At 37.0% G+C, this 21,447-nt stretch carries 12 protein-coding genes; 6 read left to right on the plus strand and 6 right to left on the minus strand.

Features of this window, described 5'->3' with window-relative positions; all coding sequences use genetic code 11:
• Nucleotides 1–49 precede the first annotated feature (49 nt).
• From HHU12_RS14325 to HHU12_RS14340, 4 genes are all read left to right on the plus strand, one after another.
• Nucleotides 50–1,447: a sulfatase-like hydrolase/transferase gene (locus HHU12_RS14325; RefSeq protein ID WP_169657436.1), complete on the plus strand. Its 1,398-nt coding sequence runs from the start codon at nucleotides 50–52 to the stop codon at nucleotides 1,445–1,447.
• 9 nt (nucleotides 1,448–1,456) lie between these two features.
• Nucleotides 1,457–3,373: a hypothetical protein gene (locus tag HHU12_RS14330; RefSeq protein ID WP_169657437.1), complete on the plus strand. Its 1,917-nt coding sequence runs from the start codon at nucleotides 1,457–1,459 to the stop codon at nucleotides 3,371–3,373.
• Nucleotides 3,374–3,530: 157 nt separating this feature from the next.
• Complete coding sequence (locus tag HHU12_RS14335) at nucleotides 3,531–4,370, plus strand: glycoside hydrolase family 16 protein (RefSeq protein ID WP_169657438.1); 840 nt, start codon at nucleotides 3,531–3,533, stop codon at nucleotides 4,368–4,370.
• A gap of 595 nt (nucleotides 4,371–4,965) precedes the next feature.
• Nucleotides 4,966–10,032: a discoidin domain-containing protein gene (locus tag HHU12_RS14340; RefSeq protein WP_169657439.1), complete on the plus strand. Its 5,067-nt coding sequence runs from the start codon at nucleotides 4,966–4,968 to the stop codon at nucleotides 10,030–10,032.
• A gap of 367 nt (nucleotides 10,033–10,399) precedes the next feature.
• Here the strand turns inward: HHU12_RS14340 and HHU12_RS14345 are convergent, their stop codons facing one another.
• Nucleotides 10,400–11,005 (minus strand): Crp/Fnr family transcriptional regulator, encoded by a 606-nt coding sequence (locus HHU12_RS14345; protein ID WP_169657440.1) that lies wholly within the window; start codon nucleotides 11,003–11,005, stop codon nucleotides 10,400–10,402.
• A 67-nt stretch (nucleotides 11,006–11,072) separates the two neighbouring features.
• Here HHU12_RS14345 and HHU12_RS14350 point away from each other — a divergent pair, with 67 nt between their 5' ends.
• Nucleotides 11,073–12,380 (plus strand): C45 family autoproteolytic acyltransferase/hydolase, encoded by a 1,308-nt coding sequence (locus HHU12_RS14350; RefSeq protein WP_169657441.1) that lies wholly within the window; start codon nucleotides 11,073–11,075, stop codon nucleotides 12,378–12,380.
• 9 nt (nucleotides 12,381–12,389) lie between these two features.
• Nucleotides 12,390–13,151, plus strand: a complete 762-nt coding sequence (locus HHU12_RS14355; RefSeq protein ID WP_169657442.1) for a hypothetical protein — start codon at nucleotides 12,390–12,392, stop codon at nucleotides 13,149–13,151.
• A 73-nt stretch (nucleotides 13,152–13,224) separates the two neighbouring features.
• Here the strand turns inward: HHU12_RS14355 and HHU12_RS14360 are convergent, their stop codons facing one another.
• From HHU12_RS14360 to HHU12_RS14380, 5 genes are all read right to left on the minus strand, one after another.
• Complete coding sequence (locus tag HHU12_RS14360; protein ID WP_169657443.1) at nucleotides 13,225–13,494, minus strand: hypothetical protein; 270 nt, start codon at nucleotides 13,492–13,494, stop codon at nucleotides 13,225–13,227.
• A 585-nt stretch (nucleotides 13,495–14,079) separates the two neighbouring features.
• On the minus strand, nucleotides 14,080–15,381 hold the full coding sequence (locus tag HHU12_RS14365) for a c-type cytochrome domain-containing protein (protein WP_169657444.1): 1,302 nt from the start codon (nucleotides 15,379–15,381) through the stop codon (nucleotides 14,080–14,082).
• Nucleotides 15,382–15,578: 197 nt separating this feature from the next.
• Nucleotides 15,579–16,691 (minus strand): NHL repeat-containing protein, encoded by a 1,113-nt coding sequence (locus tag HHU12_RS14370; protein WP_169657445.1) that lies wholly within the window; start codon nucleotides 16,689–16,691, stop codon nucleotides 15,579–15,581.
• A 6-nt stretch (nucleotides 16,692–16,697) separates the two neighbouring features.
• On the minus strand, nucleotides 16,698–18,179 hold the full coding sequence (locus HHU12_RS14375) for a DUF1501 domain-containing protein (RefSeq protein ID WP_169657446.1): 1,482 nt from the start codon (nucleotides 18,177–18,179) through the stop codon (nucleotides 16,698–16,700).
• 5 nt (nucleotides 18,180–18,184) lie between these two features.
• Entirely contained in the window at nucleotides 18,185–21,352 is a 3,168-nt protein-coding gene (locus HHU12_RS14380; protein ID WP_240970970.1) for a DUF1553 domain-containing protein, read from the minus strand.
• Between the last annotated feature and the right edge of the window lie 95 nt (nucleotides 21,353–21,447).

Here is a 21,447-nt window from a genome sequence, read left to right on the forward strand (position 1 = left end):
CCTTTCAGGATTTAGGTGATTTATTTCTTAAAGAAAACAAATCATAAGTATGAAAAAAGTAATATACATTTTAACCGTCTTGTGTTGGACAGTGTTCAACGTAAATGCGCAAGAGGCCCGACCGAATATTGTCTTAATTGTAGCTGACGATTTAGGTTTTGCCGACATTAGCCTTCACGGAAGTAAGCAAATTAATACCCCCAATATCGACCAATTAGCATTTGATGGAGTGCTCTGTACAGAAGGCTATACCTCAGCGCCAGTATGCAGTCCCTCAAGAGCTGGATTTATCACAGGCAGACATCAAGTGAAGTTTGGTTATGATAATAATTTAGGAGGAAATCAGCCCGGCTTTGATCCTGAGTATTTAGGCTTACCTTTATCAGAAAAGACAATTGCCACACGTTTAAAAGATCTTGGATATAAAACTGCTTTAATTGGTAAATGGCATTTGGGTAGCCTTCCAAAGTATCACCCGACCAAAAGAGGTTTTGAAGAATTTTGGGGATATACAAGCGGAGGTCACGATTACTTCATCGCCAAAGAAAACGGAAAAGGATATAAAGCCCCTATTGAGTGTAATTACAAAACGCCACAAAAACTTTCTTACATCACCGATGACAAAGGAGATGAGTGTGTAGATTTTATTAAAAGACATAAAAACGAACCTTTCTTCTTATATGCTTCTTTCAACGCACCCCATACTCCACTTCAAGCCACTGAAGCAGATCTTAAATTATTTTCTCATATAGAAGATAAAGAAAGACGAACTTATTTGGCCATGGTTCATCGCTTGGATATTAATATAGGAAGGATCACAGAAACCTTGAAAAAAGAGGGTTTATATGATGATACAATTATTATGTTTATCAGCGATAATGGTGGCCCTGTGAATCACAATGCCTCTGTCAATGCCCCTTATAATGGACAAAAAGGGATCTTATTTGAGGGTGGAATTCATGTACCTTATATCGTTTCTTGGCCAAAGGTTTTACCGAAAGGAAAAAAATATACACAAACTGTTTCAGCACTAGATTTTGCTCCGACAATGTTAGTGGCAGCAGGTGGGGAAATTACGGAAGATTGTCAATTTGATGGGGTAAACTTGGTGCCTTACTTCACAGGAATCAATAAAAAATTACCGCATGAAGAATTGATGTGGAAGTTTACAATCAGTGCGGCTTACCGAAAAGGAAAATGGAAATTGGTACGTTTGCCTGATAGAATGCCTGCACTTTATGATCTGTCAAAAGATGTTTCTGAACAGCATAATGTGTCTTTGAAATATCAGAAAAAAACAGAAGAAATGTTGAAAGAACTAGGGCAATGGGATGTGACATTACCTCACCCTGTTTTTTTAGAAGGTGCCGTTTGGAAAAAAAGACAACTGGATTTGTATGATGCAAAATATCAATTAGAACAACCCAAAAATCCAAAAGTGAAATAATATAAAGCAATGAAGAAAGTATTAATTAGCACCTGGTTGATATTGCTCTTTTATTCTTCGGTGTTTGCCCAAGGAAAAGGAGAATTTAAAATTTATCCCAACGAAAAGAAACAGGAAGTTTGGGGCATTGGGTTTGAAATTCAAAGTGATGCCATCGGTTCTGGAAATACAGGATTACCTGAAGACAGTATAGTTTCTGTCCCTTATGGACTAACTGTAAAAGAACGAGAGCGGTTTGCCAAGGAGATGTTGAAAGGTTTTCGTTTTTGCCGTGTTGCAGGTGGTTTATACTGGAGAGGAACAGATCAAGAACAAAAGCAATTACAGCCTCGATGGTCTACCCAACTAGAGGAAATAAAAGAGATGATGGACCTTGCCGGTGTAGAAGGTGTCTCTTTAGAATATTGGTCACCTACTCCTTATTGGAAAGCCAATTCGAGCTATCTAGGTACAAGTGATAAAGACATTTATAATACACTGAGATGTTTTGGACCTGATTTCAAAGATGATCCTATTTATAAAGGAGACACGACCCGTTTTTTACAAGAGTTTGCTGAGGCGTGCGTCAATGATATCAAGACTTTGCAACAGGCTGGTATAAAAACCGTACAATGGGGATTGCAAAATGAACCTTGGGTATCGAATAATCAAAGGTACTCTTCCTGCAGGTATGGCAAGGCCGAAGATTATGTGACAGCTTATACAGCAACGGCTTCAAAAGTGAGAGCTTACGATCCATCTATTTTACTTTTGAGTGATACAGAAACAGCTTTTCCAAGAAAAATTGCCGTAGGGATGCACCGACCTGAAGTAGCTGACTTAGTAGATGCTTATGCTGTACATACCATTGGCTGGGATTCAGAATCGGTAAAGAAAGTCGGAAAGAAAATTGAAGAGGAGTTGCCCAAACGCCCTTGGTTTCAAAATGAATACGAATACCTTAGTGGTGAAGCTACTCCTGAAAGATGTCTGAATAATGTACAACACATCATGAACTCTTTTCAGCTAGTGGGTAACCCGACTTGGTATTGGATTCATGCTTTAAAACCTTTCAAAAATTCAGAGGCAAGTGGTTATTCTCTTGGTTTCTGGAAAGCATTAAACTCAGAGAAGAAAGAAATGAATGAGGCCTACCAACGTTGGCAAGGAGGCCCTGAGATTCAAGAAATGTCTGCGGAGTTTAAGGCAATGGAATTTGTCAATGTCACAAGAAAATCAGCTAAAAAACCAGGAAGGGACTTCAATTTTATTTTAGGTCAAGAAACCATGGTGTACTTAGTGGTAGATCAACACGGTGATTATGTGCCTGAAGATAAATGGATCAAAACAAATAAAGTAATCAAAAGGGAGGGAGGAACGGACGTTGTTTACACCTGCATTTTGAAAAAAGGCAAACATCAAATCCCATCGCATACCGGACAAAAAGATGAAACTTATGGTGCTCCTCATGCCTTGTTTTTAGATAAAACTGGCCATAAAAACTTTGCCCTTGAGGTAGGCGTCAACAGCCCAATGAAAATAAGGTCTAATGCGATGAAACTTGAAAAAGCAGCAGCAACCATGAAACCAGGACATTGGATTTATAATGATTACAATTGGAATGCTGTAGGTAGTTTTATCAAACATATGCCATGGAATTCTACCGTATTGAAAGTGGAAGAAAGTGAATATAATAAAGATGCTCGAATACTGGTATTTGAAAGACCGAACGGAAAAAGAACAATTGTGATTTCAAATCGAACTGGAGGCGACTATGATTTTACTATTGATACACAATGTTCATCAAAATCGAAATGGAAAGTGTATCGTTATACACCTTATGATAGAGGTGAAAATTCTATGGGTGTGAAAATGGGAATCTTCAAAGGAAAAGAAATTAAAGCCACATTACCTCATTTAAGCTGGGAATTTTGGGAAGAAAAGTAATTGCTTCTTCTTAGCTGGATTGTGATTAATATACTTTGATAATAACTACTTGTGAAACTGATAGATGTGTAAATAAAAAATGTATTTCCTACATTATTTTTTTTGATTTTAAAAACAAGTTGCTATATTAGCAATATAAATACTTTTTAAGCATAAGATGAAGAGCAATCATTTTCTCTATTTACTGACAGTCTTATTTTTTTTAATTACAAGTTGCGAACAACAATCAGACATCGATTATTCATTGTATGAATTGAAGTTTGAAGACAACTTTGATGGGGATCAACTTGATCTTAAAAAATGGGCGTATCGTACTGACAATAAGCATAGAAGCATTCAACAAAAAGAAAATGTTGAGGTCAATGATGGGTATCTTACACTTCATTTGAAACAATTGTCTCAACCATTAAAAGGGAAGTTAGCAACTGGAGCAGGTATTGTTTCTAGAGAGCGTTTTCGATATGGTTATTATGAGGTGAGGGCCAAGTTGGGTAATGGTGTGGATAGTGATCAAGACGGTGAAGTGGATGAAGGTTGGCATCACTCTTTTTGGGCCATGGCGGCTGAAATTGAAGGAGATGAGGTGGCGACTACCTACCCTGGGATTAGAAGAACCGAAATTGATTGTTTTGAAAATTCCAGTGAACATGGAGAAGATCCAGGACAAAAAGGTTTAAACCGTTTTACACAGCATGTCATCATTTGGGATGAAAAAGGGAAAGAGGTAGGCAGGCTTCCTAAACCTCCATCAGACCTCACTAAGATTGACGGTTTTCAAGCTATTGATTGGCATACTTATGCTTTTGAATGGACTGAAGAAACGCTTCGCTTTTTTGTAGATGGTGTAGAAACACATAAAACATCATATCCTGCTTCTCAATATGAACATGATTTTATCAATGTATGGCTAAGTGCAATATCAGCAAATTGGAACAAAGACGGTGCTGAAGATAGTCATGCCATCTATGATTATTTTAGATATTATAGTTTTAAATAACATACCCTTAATCTAAACAAATAATGTTTTTGTAAACTTGATTTGTCATTTACTATTAATAGTTAGTAGATTTTGAAAAGTGTAGTTACTGCTAGGTAATAATAGATGAAAATTGAGTTCACAATAAGTACTAGGTTAAAGAAGATTGATATTTTGAATATATAGAAATGTAGGTTTATTAAGTTGCTACATTACAATGTCTCTACTCTATCTTTTTTTATAAAAAGTCATTATTCTGAATATTAATTATTAGGGATATCGTTTTGTATCATCTTTTCAAACTACCACATTCTTAATTTATAATATCTTTTTTCTTTTTCTTGGTCCTTGAACTATTCTGTAAACTAAGTAATTTGAATAATTGTGATTTTTAGAAATCAGAAGATTTCTGATAATCAGCAGGACACGAATGAAATATAGTTTTTGACTTCTAAGCCTTGAATTTTTTGCTTCAAGACAAAAATGAATAAGAAGGAAGCTTGGAAGTAGAACATAAAAAGCTTGTAGCAATGTCGATTACATGTTACCGATAATTTAGTTTACAATGTATTGAATTATAGACAAACATAATTTTTTAATATAAATACTCTTTAGTATGAAATTTGGAAATAAACTACTCTTATTTTGCGTAGTGCTTATTTTCCCTGTTTTGTCATGGGCACAAGCAGGAAAGGGAGGTACTTTGATTACGCAGCGTGCAGGTATGAACCTCAATAACAATTATGGGGATGACAATACCAAGACGGATTGGCAAGGATTCAGAATCATCCAAGAAAAATCCATCACAGAAAGTCTAACTGCTTTAGACGAACAGCTTCAAGAACCAATCACCAATTACCGAGTAGGTTTCTCAAGACCTATGATTGACGGGGATGTTGATCCTAATGATATGACGGATTGGTTAGACGGAATTGGGGAAATCATTAACATGGAAGGTCCTCAGAAATATGTTTTAGTGTGTTTCTGGGCAAATCCAAAAGTAGGATATGCTGATGATCCGGGCCCAGACCATGATACACGTTACTGGCAAGAGGCTTTAGATTCACTAGAAGACAGAGGTTATCTGGATTATGTAAGTGGATGGGAAATCCAAAACGAACCCGCAAATGGGAATACTTCAACACAAGATACTGCTTGGAGAGATTATGTACGTAAGATTTGGAAAAACATTGGAGGACACTCAAATACTTCTTGGTCAGCCATTGAAAAAGATGAAGCTATTAGAGCTGAAATCAGTGCGAAATGGTTTAACAAACCTATCCTAGTAAGCGGTACTGTATATGGCCAAAGATTCCCTTCTGTTTTAGTAGACGGATTAAAAGCATTGGATAATATTGTATGGGTAGTTCACACTTACCCTCGTTATGTATCAAATAACTTTTCAACTTACCCTGAAAGAGAAGCATGGGGAGTGGAAGAATGGGAAGCTAAATTTAAAGAAGTTTGGGATCAAAACTTTGCTGCATTAGATCACAATTATGTTATTACTGAGATCGGAAATTCAAAGTACGATTGTGACCTTGTGAATAACGGTGGAAAGCCTGATGGTTTAGACTCAGAGATGATCCGTTCGGCAGGATATTTAAAAGCGGCTAATGAGTATTTTGGAAAAGAAACAAATACTTCAGTTTTCTGGTATACTGGATTTCACTGGGGTGATATTGGTGTAGGAAGCCCTGATGGTTCATTTAGAATATCAACATTAAATAGTGCAAAGGCAGTACTTCATGCAGAGTTTTGTGGTTTACCTGCATTGCCTACAGGTTTAATAAATGTAGCTTTAGAAAAAACAGTAACAGTAGACTCAGAATTAAAAGAAAGTTACGGTGGTGCTAATGCTGTAGACGGTGATAATATTAATAATTCAAGCAGATGGTTATCAAAAACAAATGATGAAGAACACTGGTTAGAAGTAGATTTAGGAGGAACATTTGATATTGAAGCATTTGCTTTCTGGACAGGTTTTGCCGGTTATAAAAACCCAATTCAGCAGTTCTCATTCCAATATGAAAAAGATGGTGCTTGGGTAGATATTGTAACGGAAGATAATAACGATAATGCGGCTTACAGAAATGTTTTTGATGTGGTTACTGCAAGTAAAGTGAGGTTATATGTTCCTGCTTACGCAGACAATGATGTAAAACTTTTTGAATTAGAAGTTTACGTATCAGATGGAACACCTCAGGCTCCAGAAACTTTTTCATATGAAGTAGATGAAAATACACACGTAACACTTTCATGGAACATCGATGATCCTAAGGCTGAAGGCGTTGTAATCGAGCGTTCAAATGCAGGAGAAGAGGCTTTTGAAGTATTGTATAATGGAGATTTGACAGTAACATCATATAAAGATGAAACGTCAGTTTTAGGAGAAGTATACGACTATAGAATTCATTCAACGAATACTGCTGGTGTATCTCCTTTCAAAACATTGACGATAGATTTGACACCACGTTTAGTGACTCCATCAGAGTTTAAGGCTGAGATGAAAAATAGTACAGCAGCGACTTTAACTTGGACTAAAATTGAAGAGGAAAAGGAAAATGTAGGTCTTCGTCTAGAAAGAAGAATTCAAGGAGAGGCTGAGTATACTTTAGTTGCGGAGTTATCAAATACTGATTCGGTTTATGTGGATACTGATTTAGTAGCTGAGAGTATCTATGAATATATTATTTATGGTTACGCTGGTGACTTTAGTTCAGAAGGAGCTGAGGCGTCTGTTTTAGTCACTAAATGGATTAATGTAGCATTAAATAAAACGACTGAAACTTCTACTGTTGATGGCTCAAAAGATGGTTCTCGTGCTGTAGATGGAGATATTATTGATAATGGAAGCCGTTGGGTATCATCAAATAGTGGTGAAGAGCAATGGATTACTGTAGACTTAGGAGCGGAATATGATATTCAAGCAATGGGACTTTGGACAGGTGGATCTGGTATTTACGATAAGCCAAATACACAGTTCAGCTTCCAGTATTTTAAAGATGATCAGTGGATGGATATAATCTCTGAAACTAACAATACTACAGCAGCTTACTTTAAAGAATTTGAAAAAGTAAAGACAGGTAAAGTAAGATACTATGTACCGGCTTATGCTGATAATAGAGTAAGACTTTATGAGATCATGGTTTACGTAGAGGAGCGTCTTCCAAATGCACCTACAACTTTAGAAGTATCCGTAAACGAAAATATGCAAGTTGATTTATCTTGGGCAGATGTTGAAGATGTAATGGGGTATGAGTTTGTAATCGAAAGATCAATAAAGGGAGAAAACAACTTTGTTGAAGTGCAAGTGATACAGGAGAATTTAGTATATACTGACACTACTGTGCAAACAAATACATCGTATGACTATCGCCTTTACACAAGAAATAAAGTAGGTAAATCAGAAACATTTGCAACAGCTTCAGCGGATATTGATCCAGTAGTAACTCCTCCAACAGATATCAGAGTAACGGTGTTAGACCCGACAACTGTGAATTTGACTTGGACGTTGCCCGTGGCAAGTGATCATGATAAAATCATTGTAAGCAGAAAGCTTTCATCAGAAGATACTTATACTATAATTGCCACTTTAGGGCAATCAGCAACCTCTTATGAGGATAGTGACTTAGCCGTAGCAACAGAATATATGTATGCAATCCATACTGAATTGGCAGAATTGAAATCTGAAATTACAGAGGTAACTATTACAACTGAAGCACGTGTTCCTAATTCACCAACTACCTTAGAAGCAGTAGTAAACGCATCATTACAAGTAGAATTAACTTGGGCAAATGTTGAGGATGTATTGGATTATAAGTTTGTGATTGAGAGATCTGTAAAAGGAGAAGATAACTTTGTGCAGCTTCAGGAATTAGATAAAGTATTAGCATTTACTGATGCAGATGTAATGAGAAGTACATCTTATGATTACCGCTTATATACTATGAATAATGTAGGGAAATCTGAAGCATTTGCATCAGCAACCGTAGACGTTCCAGCATTATTAGCAACTCCTTCAAATTTAGCCGTTACAGCGAAAGGACAAACTTCAGTGAGTTTATCATGGACTTTACCAGAAGTAAGTGATCATGATCAAGTGATGGTAAGTAGAAAGCTTTCTGGAGATGAAAACTATGAAGTAGTTGCCACTCTTGAAATGAATGAAACATCTTACACAGATATTTCTGTAGTAGCAGCAAAAACATATACTTATGCAGTTTACACCGCATTGAATGGTAATTTCTCTGATTCAGTTAATGTAGAGGTAACAACAGATTTACGTGTTCCAAATTCGCCAACAACTTTAACAGCTTCAGTAAATGAGGCCATGAAAGTGGAATTAGCTTGGACGAATGTTGTCGATGAATTGGAGTATGAATTTGTACTTGAAAGATCATTAAAAGACGAGGATAATTTTGTTCAAATCCAGGTACTTGATGGAGTAGTTGAATTTACAGATACAGACCTGAACACAAATGCTTCTTACGATTATCGTTTGTATACAATGAATGAGGCAGGAAAGTCAGAAGAATTTGCATCAGCATCTGTAGACGTTCCAGCATTATTGGCTGTGCCTGCGAATTTAGAAGTTGTAGAAAAAGGTTTTACTACTGTGAGCTTATCATGGACATTAGCAGACGTGAGTGATCACAATAATGTAGTGGTCAGCAGAAAGTTATCAACGGAAGAAGATTACACATTAATTTCTACTTTAGAAAAAGAGGCAACGTCATTTGAAGACAGCGAATTAGCATTGGGAACTGAATACATTTATGCCATCTACACTTTATTGAATGAAAGCTCATCAGATACTGTCGAGGTTACAGTAACTACAGATTCACGTGTTCCAAGTTCACCAACAGCTTTAACAGCAGTAGTGGATGAAGAATATGCAGTAGAATTAACTTGGGAAGAGGTAGAAGATGAGTTAGCGTATGAGTTCGTACTTGAAAGAGCTGTAAAAGGTGAAGACAATTTCGAACAAATTCAATTACTTGATGGAGCGTTATCATATACAGATACAGAGGTAGATATGAATACTTCTTATGATTACCGTCTATATACTATGAATGAGTTCGGTAAGTCGGAATCATTTGCCACAGCTTCAGTAACTATTCCAGCTTTAGTTTTGGGAGTCTCTGACTTAGAAGTAGTAGGAAAAGGTCAAACAACTGTAAGCTTATCATGGGTGTTACCTGAAATGAGCGATCATGATCAAGTGATTGTAAGTAGAAAGCTATTTACAGAAGAGGAATATGTAGTAGTAGCTACATTAGATCATGATGCAACATCATTCGAAGATACTGGTTTGGAGCTATCAACAGCTTACACTTATGCTATTCATACTGTTCTTGGTGAGCAGAATTCTGAAAAAACAGAAGTAACTGTAACTACGGATGCAGTACTTTCAATTGGAGATTTTGAAGAAGCGAAGTTTGTTGTTTACCCGAATCCTTCGTCAGGACAATTCTTCATAAAATACACAAAACCTGTTAATGAGGAGATCACTATTACAGTGCTTGATGTGATTGGAAAAACACAAATGCAAGTATTCAGTGGTAACTCCAACCAACTTTATCAACCATTAGAAGTACGACACCAACTAAGAAGTGGTATTTACTTTATTAGAGTTGATAATAATAAAGAGTCTGAAATCTTCAGAATTTTAATCAAATAGAGGAACACAAATAAGGACCGACCGCTTTGTTTGAGACTTCTTAAACAAAATACACCCGAGATCTGTATAGACCTCGGGTGTATTGTTTTATAAATAAAATGTATATAAGTGCATTGTAAACTTGCTTTCGAATAGAATATGTATTTAAGTACTTGGACAGAAGAAGTAGGTTAAAATACCGTGCACCACGACTAGATGTCATGAGCTTATGGGAAGCTGTCCCATTTTTCAACTTTCATTGTAAACTTGATATGTCTCAAAGATTTACAGTTTTCAAATTTATTTTAATACGAATAATCCAATTTTGAGAAATGAGTTATCTCCCCCAAAGCCCATAAATTCAATTAAAAGAAGACGATAATTGAATTTAAAGATTGCTAATCTCCTTCCTAATCCTACTTAAACTAACAGGCGTAATCCCCAAATAACTCGCAATATCTTGCAAAGGAATTCGATTGGCAATGGAAGGCGTTTCACGCAATAAATGAAGGTAACGCTCTTTCGCTTTTAAATATCTTAATCGATCCGCAAAATAAGACCACTCTAAGGCAAGGTTTTCAGCTAAACACCTTCCCCAATTGGCCCATTCAAGGTTTGTTGCATAAAGAGATCGTAGAAATTCAATTTCAATAGAATAAAGTACAGCATCTTCATAAAGCAAGAAATGTTCTTCAATGGGGTACTCAGGCATATATGAGGAGAACTTCATGCACATATCTCCCTCAAAACCTATTGTTAATAGTACCTCATCACCCTCTTCATTAATAGTGAAATCCTTAAATGCTCCCTTCACAAAAACATAGACTCTTTGAATTTCCTCTTTTGTTTGGAATAGAAAATCACCCTTTTTACGCTCTTCTCTTTTAATGTTTTCGAAGAGCAAACTTTTAGCATCATCAGATAATTGATAATCCATATCAAGTGCTTTGGAAATAAAAGCAATTTCTTCAGGGTATTTGTCTTTTCTTATCATTTGTAAAGTGGACTTGCTGATCTCATTTAGATATTTGAGCTAAAATAATAAACTAAAAACAATATCAATGAGAAGAAGAAATTTAATGGTCTTAATAGGCCTTATCATGACTTTCAGTCCAGTATTAAAAGCACAAAATTTAATAGGAATTCCTCCAGTTGAATATCAAGTGGAACTCAATGACAGCACTTCAGAGTTTTTCACGGTGGAAGTAAAAGGCTCCTCTTATGAAAGAGGTTTTCAGCATGGAAAAGCATTGCGTAAAGTGATCCGACCGACTATCAATCGCTTTAAATATGATATGGTGGGCTCATTTTTAAAGGCTTTAGGAAGTGAAGCTACATGGGAAGATTATCTTGATTTTCTCTATACGAAAACAAAGTTGCTTCAAAATGCAGAAGAACAAGTCCCTGATTTGGTGGATGAAATAAGAGGCATTGCAGATGGATGTGACTTGCCCTTGAAAGATGTTTTTGCTTATAATCTTAATTTTGATGAAACATTTTGGGTACTTGAAAAAATGACCGGTATTGACCCCATGTTAGCGTCTGAAAAAGCTAACTATGAGCAATTTCCAACGGGCCACTGTTCACATGGTTCTGTTTGGGAAAATGGGAAAGCAAGTGTGGGGTATACTTTGGATTGGACCAGGCATTTTGAAGGATCACAAACCTTGATCAAACATGTGAAAGAAGATGGGACAGTTTTGTTGATGACAACTTATGCAGGTACTTTGATTGGTCATGGAATTAATGCCACATATGGCTATACTTTTACTCCTCATTCTAAGTTCCAATTAGCACATGATGTGGACAAGGGATTAGCCCAGATTTTTATTTATAGAAAGTTGATTGAAGCCAATTCGGTTCAAAATGCGATTGATTATTTACACAAAGTAAAACCAGCGGCAGGGTTGGCTTATGCACTAACGGACAAAAATGGAACAAGAACATTTGAAGTTTCAGCCAACAAAATAGTAAAGTTTAAAACAGGAGGTAATTGGATGGGAGTTTTTAATGTAGCCCGTGTCAATAATGACTTATCTGCATCCTATAAAAAAGAATTCAATTTAGCGGGTGAAATCAATATGAAGAACCTTCCAAAACGCTATTGGGAATATAACCATGACAGTGAAGAACGTTATGCAATCATGGAAAAAGAAATTGTCTGGAGAACACCTGATAAAATGACACCTCAAAAATGGGAAGAGATTTTTATTCAGCAACCCATCAACAAACCTGTCAATGAGGAACTGCCCACCTCCAACTTATGGCATGTAATCATCATCGACGAAGACTTCATTGAGTACCACGTTTCACCTGGCAATCCAGGAAATTTACCACTTGAAGAATACCGATTCAAATACAGCAAATAACTAATCACCATGAACAAGATTCTACCCATTCTCCTATTATTAGGAGTATTATTTCATCAAAAATTACAAGCACAAGACAGTACAAACGTACAAGAAAGAGATGTATCAAAACCGACGAATTTTTATACCTTTCTGGATAATAATTTTGAGTATAACAGCACTCCAAATACCACTGTTTGTGGCTACAGGGCCAATCTCACTTTCTCCTTTTCTGAAAGTCATTTACTTCTGGCTGAAATGCCACTTTTGTATAATAGTACTACAGAAAAGTACGGTATTGGTGATTTACGCTTGCGTTATTTCTGGTTGCCATATAAAGATTATTCTAAAACGTTTGGAGCCTTTGGACCATCGATTGATATTTTTGCCCCCACGGGTAATTTCGAAAATGGATTAGGAACAGGACGGTGGATATTGGCACCCGGTCTGACTTTTGGTATTATGGTGGCTGATTGGATTCAGTTTTTCCCAGTTCTCTCTTATCAATATCTTTCAGCAGTATCTGGTCAAAAATCAGATGTCAACAATTCCGCATTACATGGAGCAACATTCCAGGTCATCACACCCATTGTCTTCTCCAAAAAAGTATTTACTCAGCTTACACCCACTGTAGGGATAGAAGATTTTAGTAAAGCTGATCAAATTCACTTTAAAATGGAGATGATGTTTTCTTATGGTTTTAGAGATGATTTTTGGATCAACCTATTTTATAAAGGTGCTTTCAAACAGGATTTCCATTCATTGAGAATTGGGTTTACTACTTATTTTTAACCGAGTAACAACATTCATAAAAGAAGGAAGTTTTGATTGGCTTCCTTCTTATCAATGAAGGATTAATGATGTATCAAAAAGTAATGATATGCAAAGTATCATGAATCACCTCCATGCTTTTTATCTGTTGATTTTTTAATCGCTCTAAATCAACAGCATCCATTAATTCATTATTATAATAATACGAGCCTTTTTTGGTCCATATAATACTTGACAAAACAAGTGTTTGCTTATTTTTATCGATTTCTTCAAGATTAAATAGACTGTCATCGTAATGTTCACTTGATTTGCAACCAGATTGCAGAAAGAGGAGTACAATAGATACTAATAGATAGTTTTTCATTTAATTCGCTTTTTTAAGTTAGTCTAAATACTAGGACATAGGAAAAGGGACATTTTAGTTTTGTCCTAGCATTTATCTATTAGACTCCCATTTTTTAATTTGTCACCACCTATCAGAATAAAAAAATCGTTGTGAGTAATGTTATTTTCATTGAAAAAGATGCAGAAAAGCTTCAATTTCATTTTTGGCTCTAATTGTAACACATATATTTATTCTGAGAAATAATAGAATTTAACGGTTAAATAGCCTCTAAAATGCCCAAATAATGTAAATATTCTATGTTTTATTAACGTTTATTTTAAAAACTACCCTTACGGGTAGTACAGCTTTATGTAATGTTATCTATCTTTACTATTGTTAAGAAGGAATAAGACTTTGTTTTTTTTCTTCTCATTGTTGAAATTTATTTAAAGTACACTAAGCATTTAGGCACTTTATTGATCGCTGTGATTCTTTACCTTCCAGCAGGCGATTGGTAAAGTGCTCTTTTTTTATCCATCATAAAATTTCCCAACATTTTCATGAAAAAAAGCAAGGACGTTGCAATACAACGCCCTACTATTCATTGTCTACTGAACCATTTATTTAATCAACTTTAGCCAAATGTTTTCCTACGTTGGTATTCCAAGAATAAATCTTTTTTATAGAAGGCATTCCCTTTAAAATCTCAAGTCCTTCATCACTGATATTAGTGGAATGAAGATTGATAACCTCTAAGTTCTGAAGCCCTTTTAACGCCATTAAATCATTATCTTCAATAGATGTTTTACTTAAATTGAGTTTGACAAGATGAGTGTATTGCCCAATTTTCTTCAAATCCTCTCCATTGACGTCTTGTTCTTTTAAGTCCAGCCAAAGAATATTGTTTTTGATGAGTTCTAAAGCTTGAATACCTTTATGAATATCGATTTTCTTGGAAATAGAAACATCCAAAGCATTACTTCCCACTATTAATTCCCTAATCTCAAAATGATTCTCTTTTAATTGAGTAATAATTGCCGGATCAATGGCTTCAAATGCATAGCTACTTTTACTCGCCTTAAAACCTAATCGTTGAAGTGCAATTTCCTCTAATTTTTCATCAGGTGACAAAGCCACTAGGGTAGTGTCAAAACTTCCCATTCCTTGATCAATCCAAAATGTAATCAATGCAATATCTTGATCAGAAAGAGGTTTTTTCCCTTCAGGAGGCATAATATCTTCATGATGATGTGGTAAGGAAATTCGCTCTATAAAACTACTTTTAGCAGAGTTGCCAGCAACCACAAAAGCACCATTTTTACCCCCTTTCAAAATAGAAGCTTTACTTGTCAGTGATAAGTTCCCTTTCTTTTTTTCTTCATTATGACAACTGATACATTTGGTTTCAAGAATAGGATAGACCAAATCACCAAAGACTTGAGCTTCTTCTACAGCAGTGATTTCAGGTCTTTCAAATTCGTTGGGTTGTTGGTTGAATTTGATGGGAGCATACTGTGTCAAATAAGTAGAGCCATGCGTGAGATTTCCTCCCATATGACCTGTTGCACTGAGTAATATAAAAAGTAAACCCAATGAAGGTTTATAAAATTGATTGTCTTTTTCTTTTAAAAAATAAGCTCCAAAAACCACTAATGTTGTGATAATTCCCAACCACTGATGTAGCTGAATACTTTCAAAATCGTAGTCACTTTCACCACTTCCAAGGAAATAACCTAATACACATGTAATGATGCCACTCACGCCACCTGAAAGTAAAATCAGTTTGACTACTTTTTTGGTGTACTCTATTAGTTTAAAATGCTCTGCGATTTCAATAATATAAACCACAAAGATAAAACCGATGGGAAGGTGTACCAATAGCGGGTGAAATCGACCTATAAAGAGAGAAAAATTTGAAAAATCCATTTTGTTGAATTTGTAATTATTATATGTCGCAAGTGTTAAGCCGTTAGGCGTCACTTGTGATTCAACATTGGCGAAGTCTCCCGACTTCGAAAATTAAAATAATGCCTTTGTATTTCGAAGTCAGGAGACTTCGCCAAAATACAGTTCCAAGTGACGCTTTCGCTTAACACTTGAAACATATTTTAATTCCTATTAATTTATACACGCTCCAATTTTAAAGGTGCTGTATGTCCTGCGTTCCACTGACAGATGTAAAGGTTTTTATCCTCATCTACACACACATCATGACCGTGGAGAATGGGTTGAGTAGGAAGCTGATAAGAAGCTTGAAGCTCACCTTTTTTATAAGTTGGAGCTGTACCGCCTGGGTTGGAAACCACTTTGTCATCTTCAAGGATAGTCACAAAACCAGTATGTTTTTTCCAGTTATGACCGCTTCCATCCTCAGGTCTAGACCAACAAACACCAGCGTATAAATTGTTTTCATCAAACACTGCACGACAAATGTACATGTTGGTAAGGTGGAGTTTTTTGACAAATTTCCCATCCAATGTAAACCATTTGTACATATTTTCGCTTCTTGAGGAACAGCATAAAAGTGGCTGATTAGGATCACGTAAATCGAGCGTCACACCATGAGCATTCATCAGATTGTAGTTCTTGTCCTTGTTTTTATGCCCGCCCCATTTTCTGATAAATTGACCTTTGGCATCATAATGTAAAATGTAGTCTTTACCGTAGCCATCTGCCACATAAATATCACCATTGGGTGCGATGGCAACTTCAGTGGGGGAGAATAAATCACCGGGTTCATAAGCACCCACTGTTTGAGGATGACCGATATCAAAAACGACTCTACCATCTAATGTAGTTTTAGAAACTCTTCCGTTGTGGTGCACCCATTTTCCGCTTTTATCCAAAAACCAACCTGAGTCCGTCAAGTAAAGGAAATCTTCTTCCCCTTCTATGCTTAAAGTCAGACCATGACCACCCGGATAGGCAGTGCCCCAATAATCTAACAGCTTACCCGATTTATCAAAAATCATGATGTTGTTGTCGGTATTATCACCAATCATGATCAACCTTCCTTTGCTGTCCATCACCATTTCATGGCAGTTGAGAATAGGGTTGCGGACACTGCTGATTTGTGCCCAATCTTTGTTGAGTTTATATTGATAATCACCATGTCCCAAAATGATATCTGGAGCCGGTTTTTTCTTTAAAATATTGAAACTATAAAGAGGAGAAACCATAGCACCACCAAGAGCGGCAATGCTTGTGTTTTTTATAAATTGTCTTCTTGAGTTCATGGTAAATTAAGATAAAATATCGTTGACAACATTTCCATGAACATCAGTCAATCTAAATCTTCGTCCTTGGAATTTATAAGTGAGTTTTTCGTGGTCAATGCCCATAATGTGCATTAAGGTGGCATGGAAATCATGTACGTGAACAGGATCTTTGACAATATTGTAACTGAAATCATCTGTCTCACCATAGCTCATTCCTGCTTTTACTCCGGCTCCTGCCATCCACATACTGAAGCATTTCGGGTGATGGTCTCTACCGTAACTTTCTGGTGTTAATTTTCCTTGAGAATACACCGTTCTACCAAATTCACCACCCCAAATTACAAGGGTGTCTTCCAGTAAACCTCTTTGTTTTAGGTCTTTCAAGAAAGCAGCAGTAGGTTGATCTGTCATCTCACATTGCTTTTTCATTCCCCAAGGAAGTCCAGCATGATGATCCCAACCTCGGTGGTACAATTGGATAAACTTCACATCTTTTTCTAGAAGTCTTCGAGCCATCAAACAGTTAGCGGCGTAGGTGCCTGGGGTTCTACTATCTTTGCCGTACATCTCAAAAACCTCATCCGGTTCGTCTGACATATCAGTCACTTCTGGAACAGAGGTTTGCATTCTAAAGGCCATTTCATATTGAGAAATTCGAGCATCCACTTCAGGGTCACCATAAGCGGAGTTCTGCACTTCATTCAATTCCTTCAAATAAGAAAGCATGTCCTTACGGTCCTCATGGTGATAATTTTCAGGATTGTTGAGGAACAAAACGGGGTCTTTTCCACTTCTGAATTGCACTCCTTGATGTTGTGTAGGGAGGAAGCCATTCCCCCATAACCTAGAGTAAAGGGGTTGGCCACCATTTCCGGAAGTCAAAACAATAAAATTAGGAAAGTTTTTATTATCAGAACCCAATCCATAACTCATCCATGATCCAATAGACGGACGCCCTGGCAATTGGTGTCCGGTTTGGAAGAAGGTAATGGCAGGGTCGTGGTTGATCTGTTCGGTGTACATGGATTTGATGATGCAAAGGTCATCAACCATTGAAGCTGTGTGTGGAAGCAATTCACTTACCCAAGTTCTACTCTCTCCATGTTGGTTGAATTTGAACTTGGAAGGGGCGATGGGAAGTGAAGATTGTTGTGCGCTCATGGCTGTTAAACGTTGCCCTTGACGAACGGACGAGGGAAGTTCTTTGCCAAACATATCCGTTAATTTTGGCTTATAATCAAACGTCTCAAATTGAGAGGGGCCACCACTTTGGAACAAATACACAACACGTTTCGCTTTCGGTAAAAAGTGCGGGAGGCTCTGCGTTATCTCTTCTTGAATGGTCTTCTTTGGACTTCCAAAAACCTTTTCCAAACCCATCAATGAACCCAATGCAAACGCACCGATCCCCATGGAAGTGGTGGTGAGAAAGTGCCTTCTATCCATTTTCTTTTCAACAGATTGAAGGTCTTTATTATTCGATCTGAATTTCTTTTTATTACACATAATGTTTATCGTCTGGTAATGGTAGCATCTGAGTTGAGAATCAAGCTGGCTACAATGGCATTGGCGGCCACTTTTGATGGATTTAATCGAGTATCCAAGGCTGATTCACCAGCGGAAAGCCAACCTTTTGTTTTCTCTGGTGAAGTCTCAAAACGCTGTATCTCTTTCGTTTGTACTTCTTTTAATAGTGCTAATTCTTTGTTGGAGATATTGCGACCTGTTAATTTGTAATAGACCGTTTGAATACCTTCATCAATAAAATCACTCTTTGTAATTTCTTCCCCTAACTTTCTACACGCCTCCAAGTAAGTTGGGTCATTCATAAGCACTAAGGCTTGAAGTGGCGTATTCGTTTTTTGTCTTTTGACAGTACATTCACTTCTCTCAGGCTGATCAAAAGTCGATTGCGTAGGATTGGGAACCGTCCTTTTCCAAAAGGTATATAAACTCCTTCGGTATAAATCATCACCGTGATCTTGCACATAAGTGCCACCGTTCATTTTCCATAGTCCTTCCGGTTGATAAGGCTTCACACTTTTCCCTCCTACTTTCGGTTTTAGTAAATTACTGGCTAGAAGTGCATTATCTCTCATCATCTCACTACTCAGTCTAAATTGAGGACCTCTAGCCAAAAGTGTGTTGTAAGGGTCTTTTTCTCTTAATTCTGGTGAACAATGACTACTTTGTCTATAAGTTGCTGACATCACCATTTTCTTTTGAAGTGATTTTACATCCCATCCACTTTCAATAAACTCTAAAGCCAAGTGATCCAATAATTTAGGGTGAGTAGGCAGTTTACCTTGATTACCAAAATCTCCCGTCGTTTCCACAATGCCAGTTCCAAAATAATTTTGCCAATAGCGATTCACGGCAACTCTTGCAGGCAGTGGGTTACGAGGATCCACGATCCATTTTGCTAATCCTAATCTGTTTTTAGGAAGGTCTTTATCAAAAGGGAGGATTGCATTTGGTGTATTAGGATATACTTTTTCGCCATGTTCACTGTACACACCACGCTCTAAAATATACGCTTGACGAGGTGTTTCCATTTCCTTCATCACCATTACCTCTTTTAAAGTGTCATAAGTATAATCTAATTCCTTTTTGGACTTGAGGTAATCACTTTTGGCCCATTGCACTTCTTTAGAAACCCTCTGTTTATAATGTTCTTTTAATAGTGTTTTTTCATCCGCAGATAAAGAAGAAACATTTTTAGCAAGCAGTGTTTTTGTCTGTTGAGGAGCAAAAAGGTGTTGCACTTCCAAAGGCGTCAAGCAGGTATTGAACACATCTACTTCATCCACTTTAGCGTCTTTCAAACCAAACCCTCTCCAACGTGCACCAACTTGTAAACCTGGCTCGATTGGAGTGGCATAGATCACGTCTTCATAATTATTGAAAATGATGCTTTTGGTAAGGTTGTCTTTGGTAGTGTTCATCTTAGCTACTGCACCATCAACATATAAAGTCACGCCTTCTGCTTTGCTTTTTCCATCATAGGTCAATGTCAAATGTACCCATTGGTCTCTTGGGAAATCGTCTTTTGTTTCCTGAATGATAGCATTTTCTGGGTAGGTATGTGCAAGCATTGTTTGCAGTTTATTATCCTTTAGATACAGCGTATAACCTTTTACAGAGTGAAGCATTACCGCTTTATTTTTATGGAAAATCACACCTTCTTTTAGACCTTCAGGAATGTTCACCCAAATACTAATCGAAAAAGGATCATTGCGGTCAAATACACCTACAGGCTTCATGTCAATCCATGTATCACCATTCAGTAAAATACCTTTTCCTTCTTTTCCTTCTGTATAATTCGCGACTTCATTTTTAGAAGTCTTACGTATCATTTTTGCTTTCTTGCCCGTGATGTCGTTCTTCAAATTTCCATTCAAAGAGAAATCAGCCACTTTATGTTTTCTAGCCGAAAGAGAAGCCGTGTGATAAGCCGAGGTATTGACCCACTGTTCCGCAGTGCTTTCCGCTTTTTGCTCCGCCGATTTTACTTTTTCATCTTTTTGCTGACAAATTTTCTCTAAGTAAGCAATCACTTCTTCTTGTTCTTCCGTTGGCAATGTCATCGTAGGAACTGGAATATCATTAGGGTCCCATGAGATTTGACCGGTTTCATTGACATTATTAAAGAAGCTGTAGATCTCGTAATAATTCTTCTGAGTGATCGGGTCGTATTTATGATCATGACATCTCGCACAAGCGAAAGTCAAACCCATTACACCTTGTCCTACCACCGCAGTTCTATCCGCCACATATTCTACTCTAAATTCTTCATCTACAATGCCACCTTCAGCATTTTGAGGGTGAAGTCGATTAAAGCCAGTTGCTAACACTTGATCTCTTGTTGGATTAGGCAATAAATCACCTGCCAGCTGATAAATCAAGAAAGAATCATACGCCATGTTATTGTTGAAAGAGGAAATCACCCAATCTCTCCATGGGCTCATATCTCTGTAGCGGTCCACCTGATAACCGTGTGTATCAGCATAACGGGCAAGGTCCATCCAATCCGTCGCCATTTTTTCACCATAAGCTTCAGATGCGATCAATCGGTCCACCTGCTTTTCATACGCATTCTCATCATTGTCATTCAGAAATGCATCAATGTCTTGTTGAGTGGGAGGAAGTCCGGTAAGGTCAAGCGTAACTCTTCTAAGTAAAAGGGATTTTTCAGCTTCCGCTGATGGTTTTAGTTTTTCCTGTTTTAACCTTTTATATACATAATCATCAATTTCATTCTGTCCCCAATCCTCTGCTTTTTCAACTTCTGATTTCGCCATAGGCACAAAAGACCAATGCGGTTTATATTCCGCACCTTCTTCAATCCATTTTATAAGCGTCGCCTTTTCCGTCGCTGTAAGACTAAGGTGTGATTCAGGTGTAGGCATGATCAGTTCAGGATCTTCCGTTAAAATTCTTCTGACTGCTTCACTGCTTTTTGGACTACCTGGAACGATAGCATATTTACCCTTCGATTCTGTCAGTTCTTGCGTAGCCGTTGCATAACTATGTAATTGTAATCCGGCTACAATTTTCCCTTTATCCGGACCATGACAAGCAAAGCATTTATCCGATAATATAGGTTTGATATCTTTATTAAAATCCAGTTCAGCCGGTAATTCTTCATACGCTATTTCCACTTCTTGGGGTAGGTCCATTTTACAGGAGGATAGCAAGTAGAGCAATAGCAAAATAAATAAGCTATGAGATTTCATTCCATTAAAAAAGTTTGAGTGTGTGAGATAATTCTGAC

This window comes from Flammeovirga aprica JL-4, assembly GCF_012844305.1.
In the GTDB taxonomy this organism is placed as follows: Bacteria; Bacteroidota; Bacteroidia; order Cytophagales; family Flammeovirgaceae; genus Flammeovirga; species Flammeovirga aprica.

Excerpts from the sequence above, each read along its gene's own strand:
- HHU12_RS14380 (WP_240970970.1), bottom strand. The coding sequence starts at position 21,352 with ATGGACCTACCCCAAGAAGTGGAAATAGCGTATGAAGAATTACCGGCT.
- HHU12_RS14370 (WP_169657445.1), bottom strand. The coding sequence starts at position 16,691 with ATGAACTCAAGAAGACAATTTATAAAAAACACAAGCATTGCCGCTCTT.
- HHU12_RS14355 (WP_169657442.1), top strand. The coding sequence starts at position 12,390 with ATGAACAAGATTCTACCCATTCTCCTATTATTAGGAGTATTATTTCAT.
- HHU12_RS14375 (WP_169657446.1), bottom strand. The coding sequence starts at position 18,179 with ATGTGTAATAAAAAGAAATTCAGATCGAATAATAAAGACCTTCAATCT.
- HHU12_RS14340 (WP_169657439.1), top strand. The coding sequence starts at position 4,966 with ATGAAATTTGGAAATAAACTACTCTTATTTTGCGTAGTGCTTATTTTC.
- HHU12_RS14335 (WP_169657438.1), top strand. The coding sequence starts at position 3,531 with ATGAAGAGCAATCATTTTCTCTATTTACTGACAGTCTTATTTTTTTTA.
- HHU12_RS14350 (WP_169657441.1), top strand. The coding sequence starts at position 11,073 with ATGAGAAGAAGAAATTTAATGGTCTTAATAGGCCTTATCATGACTTTC.
- HHU12_RS14360 (WP_169657443.1), bottom strand. The coding sequence starts at position 13,494 with ATGAAAAACTATCTATTAGTATCTATTGTACTCCTCTTTCTGCAATCT.
- HHU12_RS14365 (WP_169657444.1), bottom strand. The coding sequence starts at position 15,381 with ATGGATTTTTCAAATTTTTCTCTCTTTATAGGTCGATTTCACCCGCTA.
- HHU12_RS14330 (WP_169657437.1), top strand. The coding sequence starts at position 1,457 with ATGAAGAAAGTATTAATTAGCACCTGGTTGATATTGCTCTTTTATTCT.
- HHU12_RS14325 (WP_169657436.1), top strand. The coding sequence starts at position 50 with ATGAAAAAAGTAATATACATTTTAACCGTCTTGTGTTGGACAGTGTTC.
- HHU12_RS14345 (WP_169657440.1), bottom strand. The coding sequence starts at position 11,005 with ATGATAAGAAAAGACAAATACCCTGAAGAAATTGCTTTTATTTCCAAA.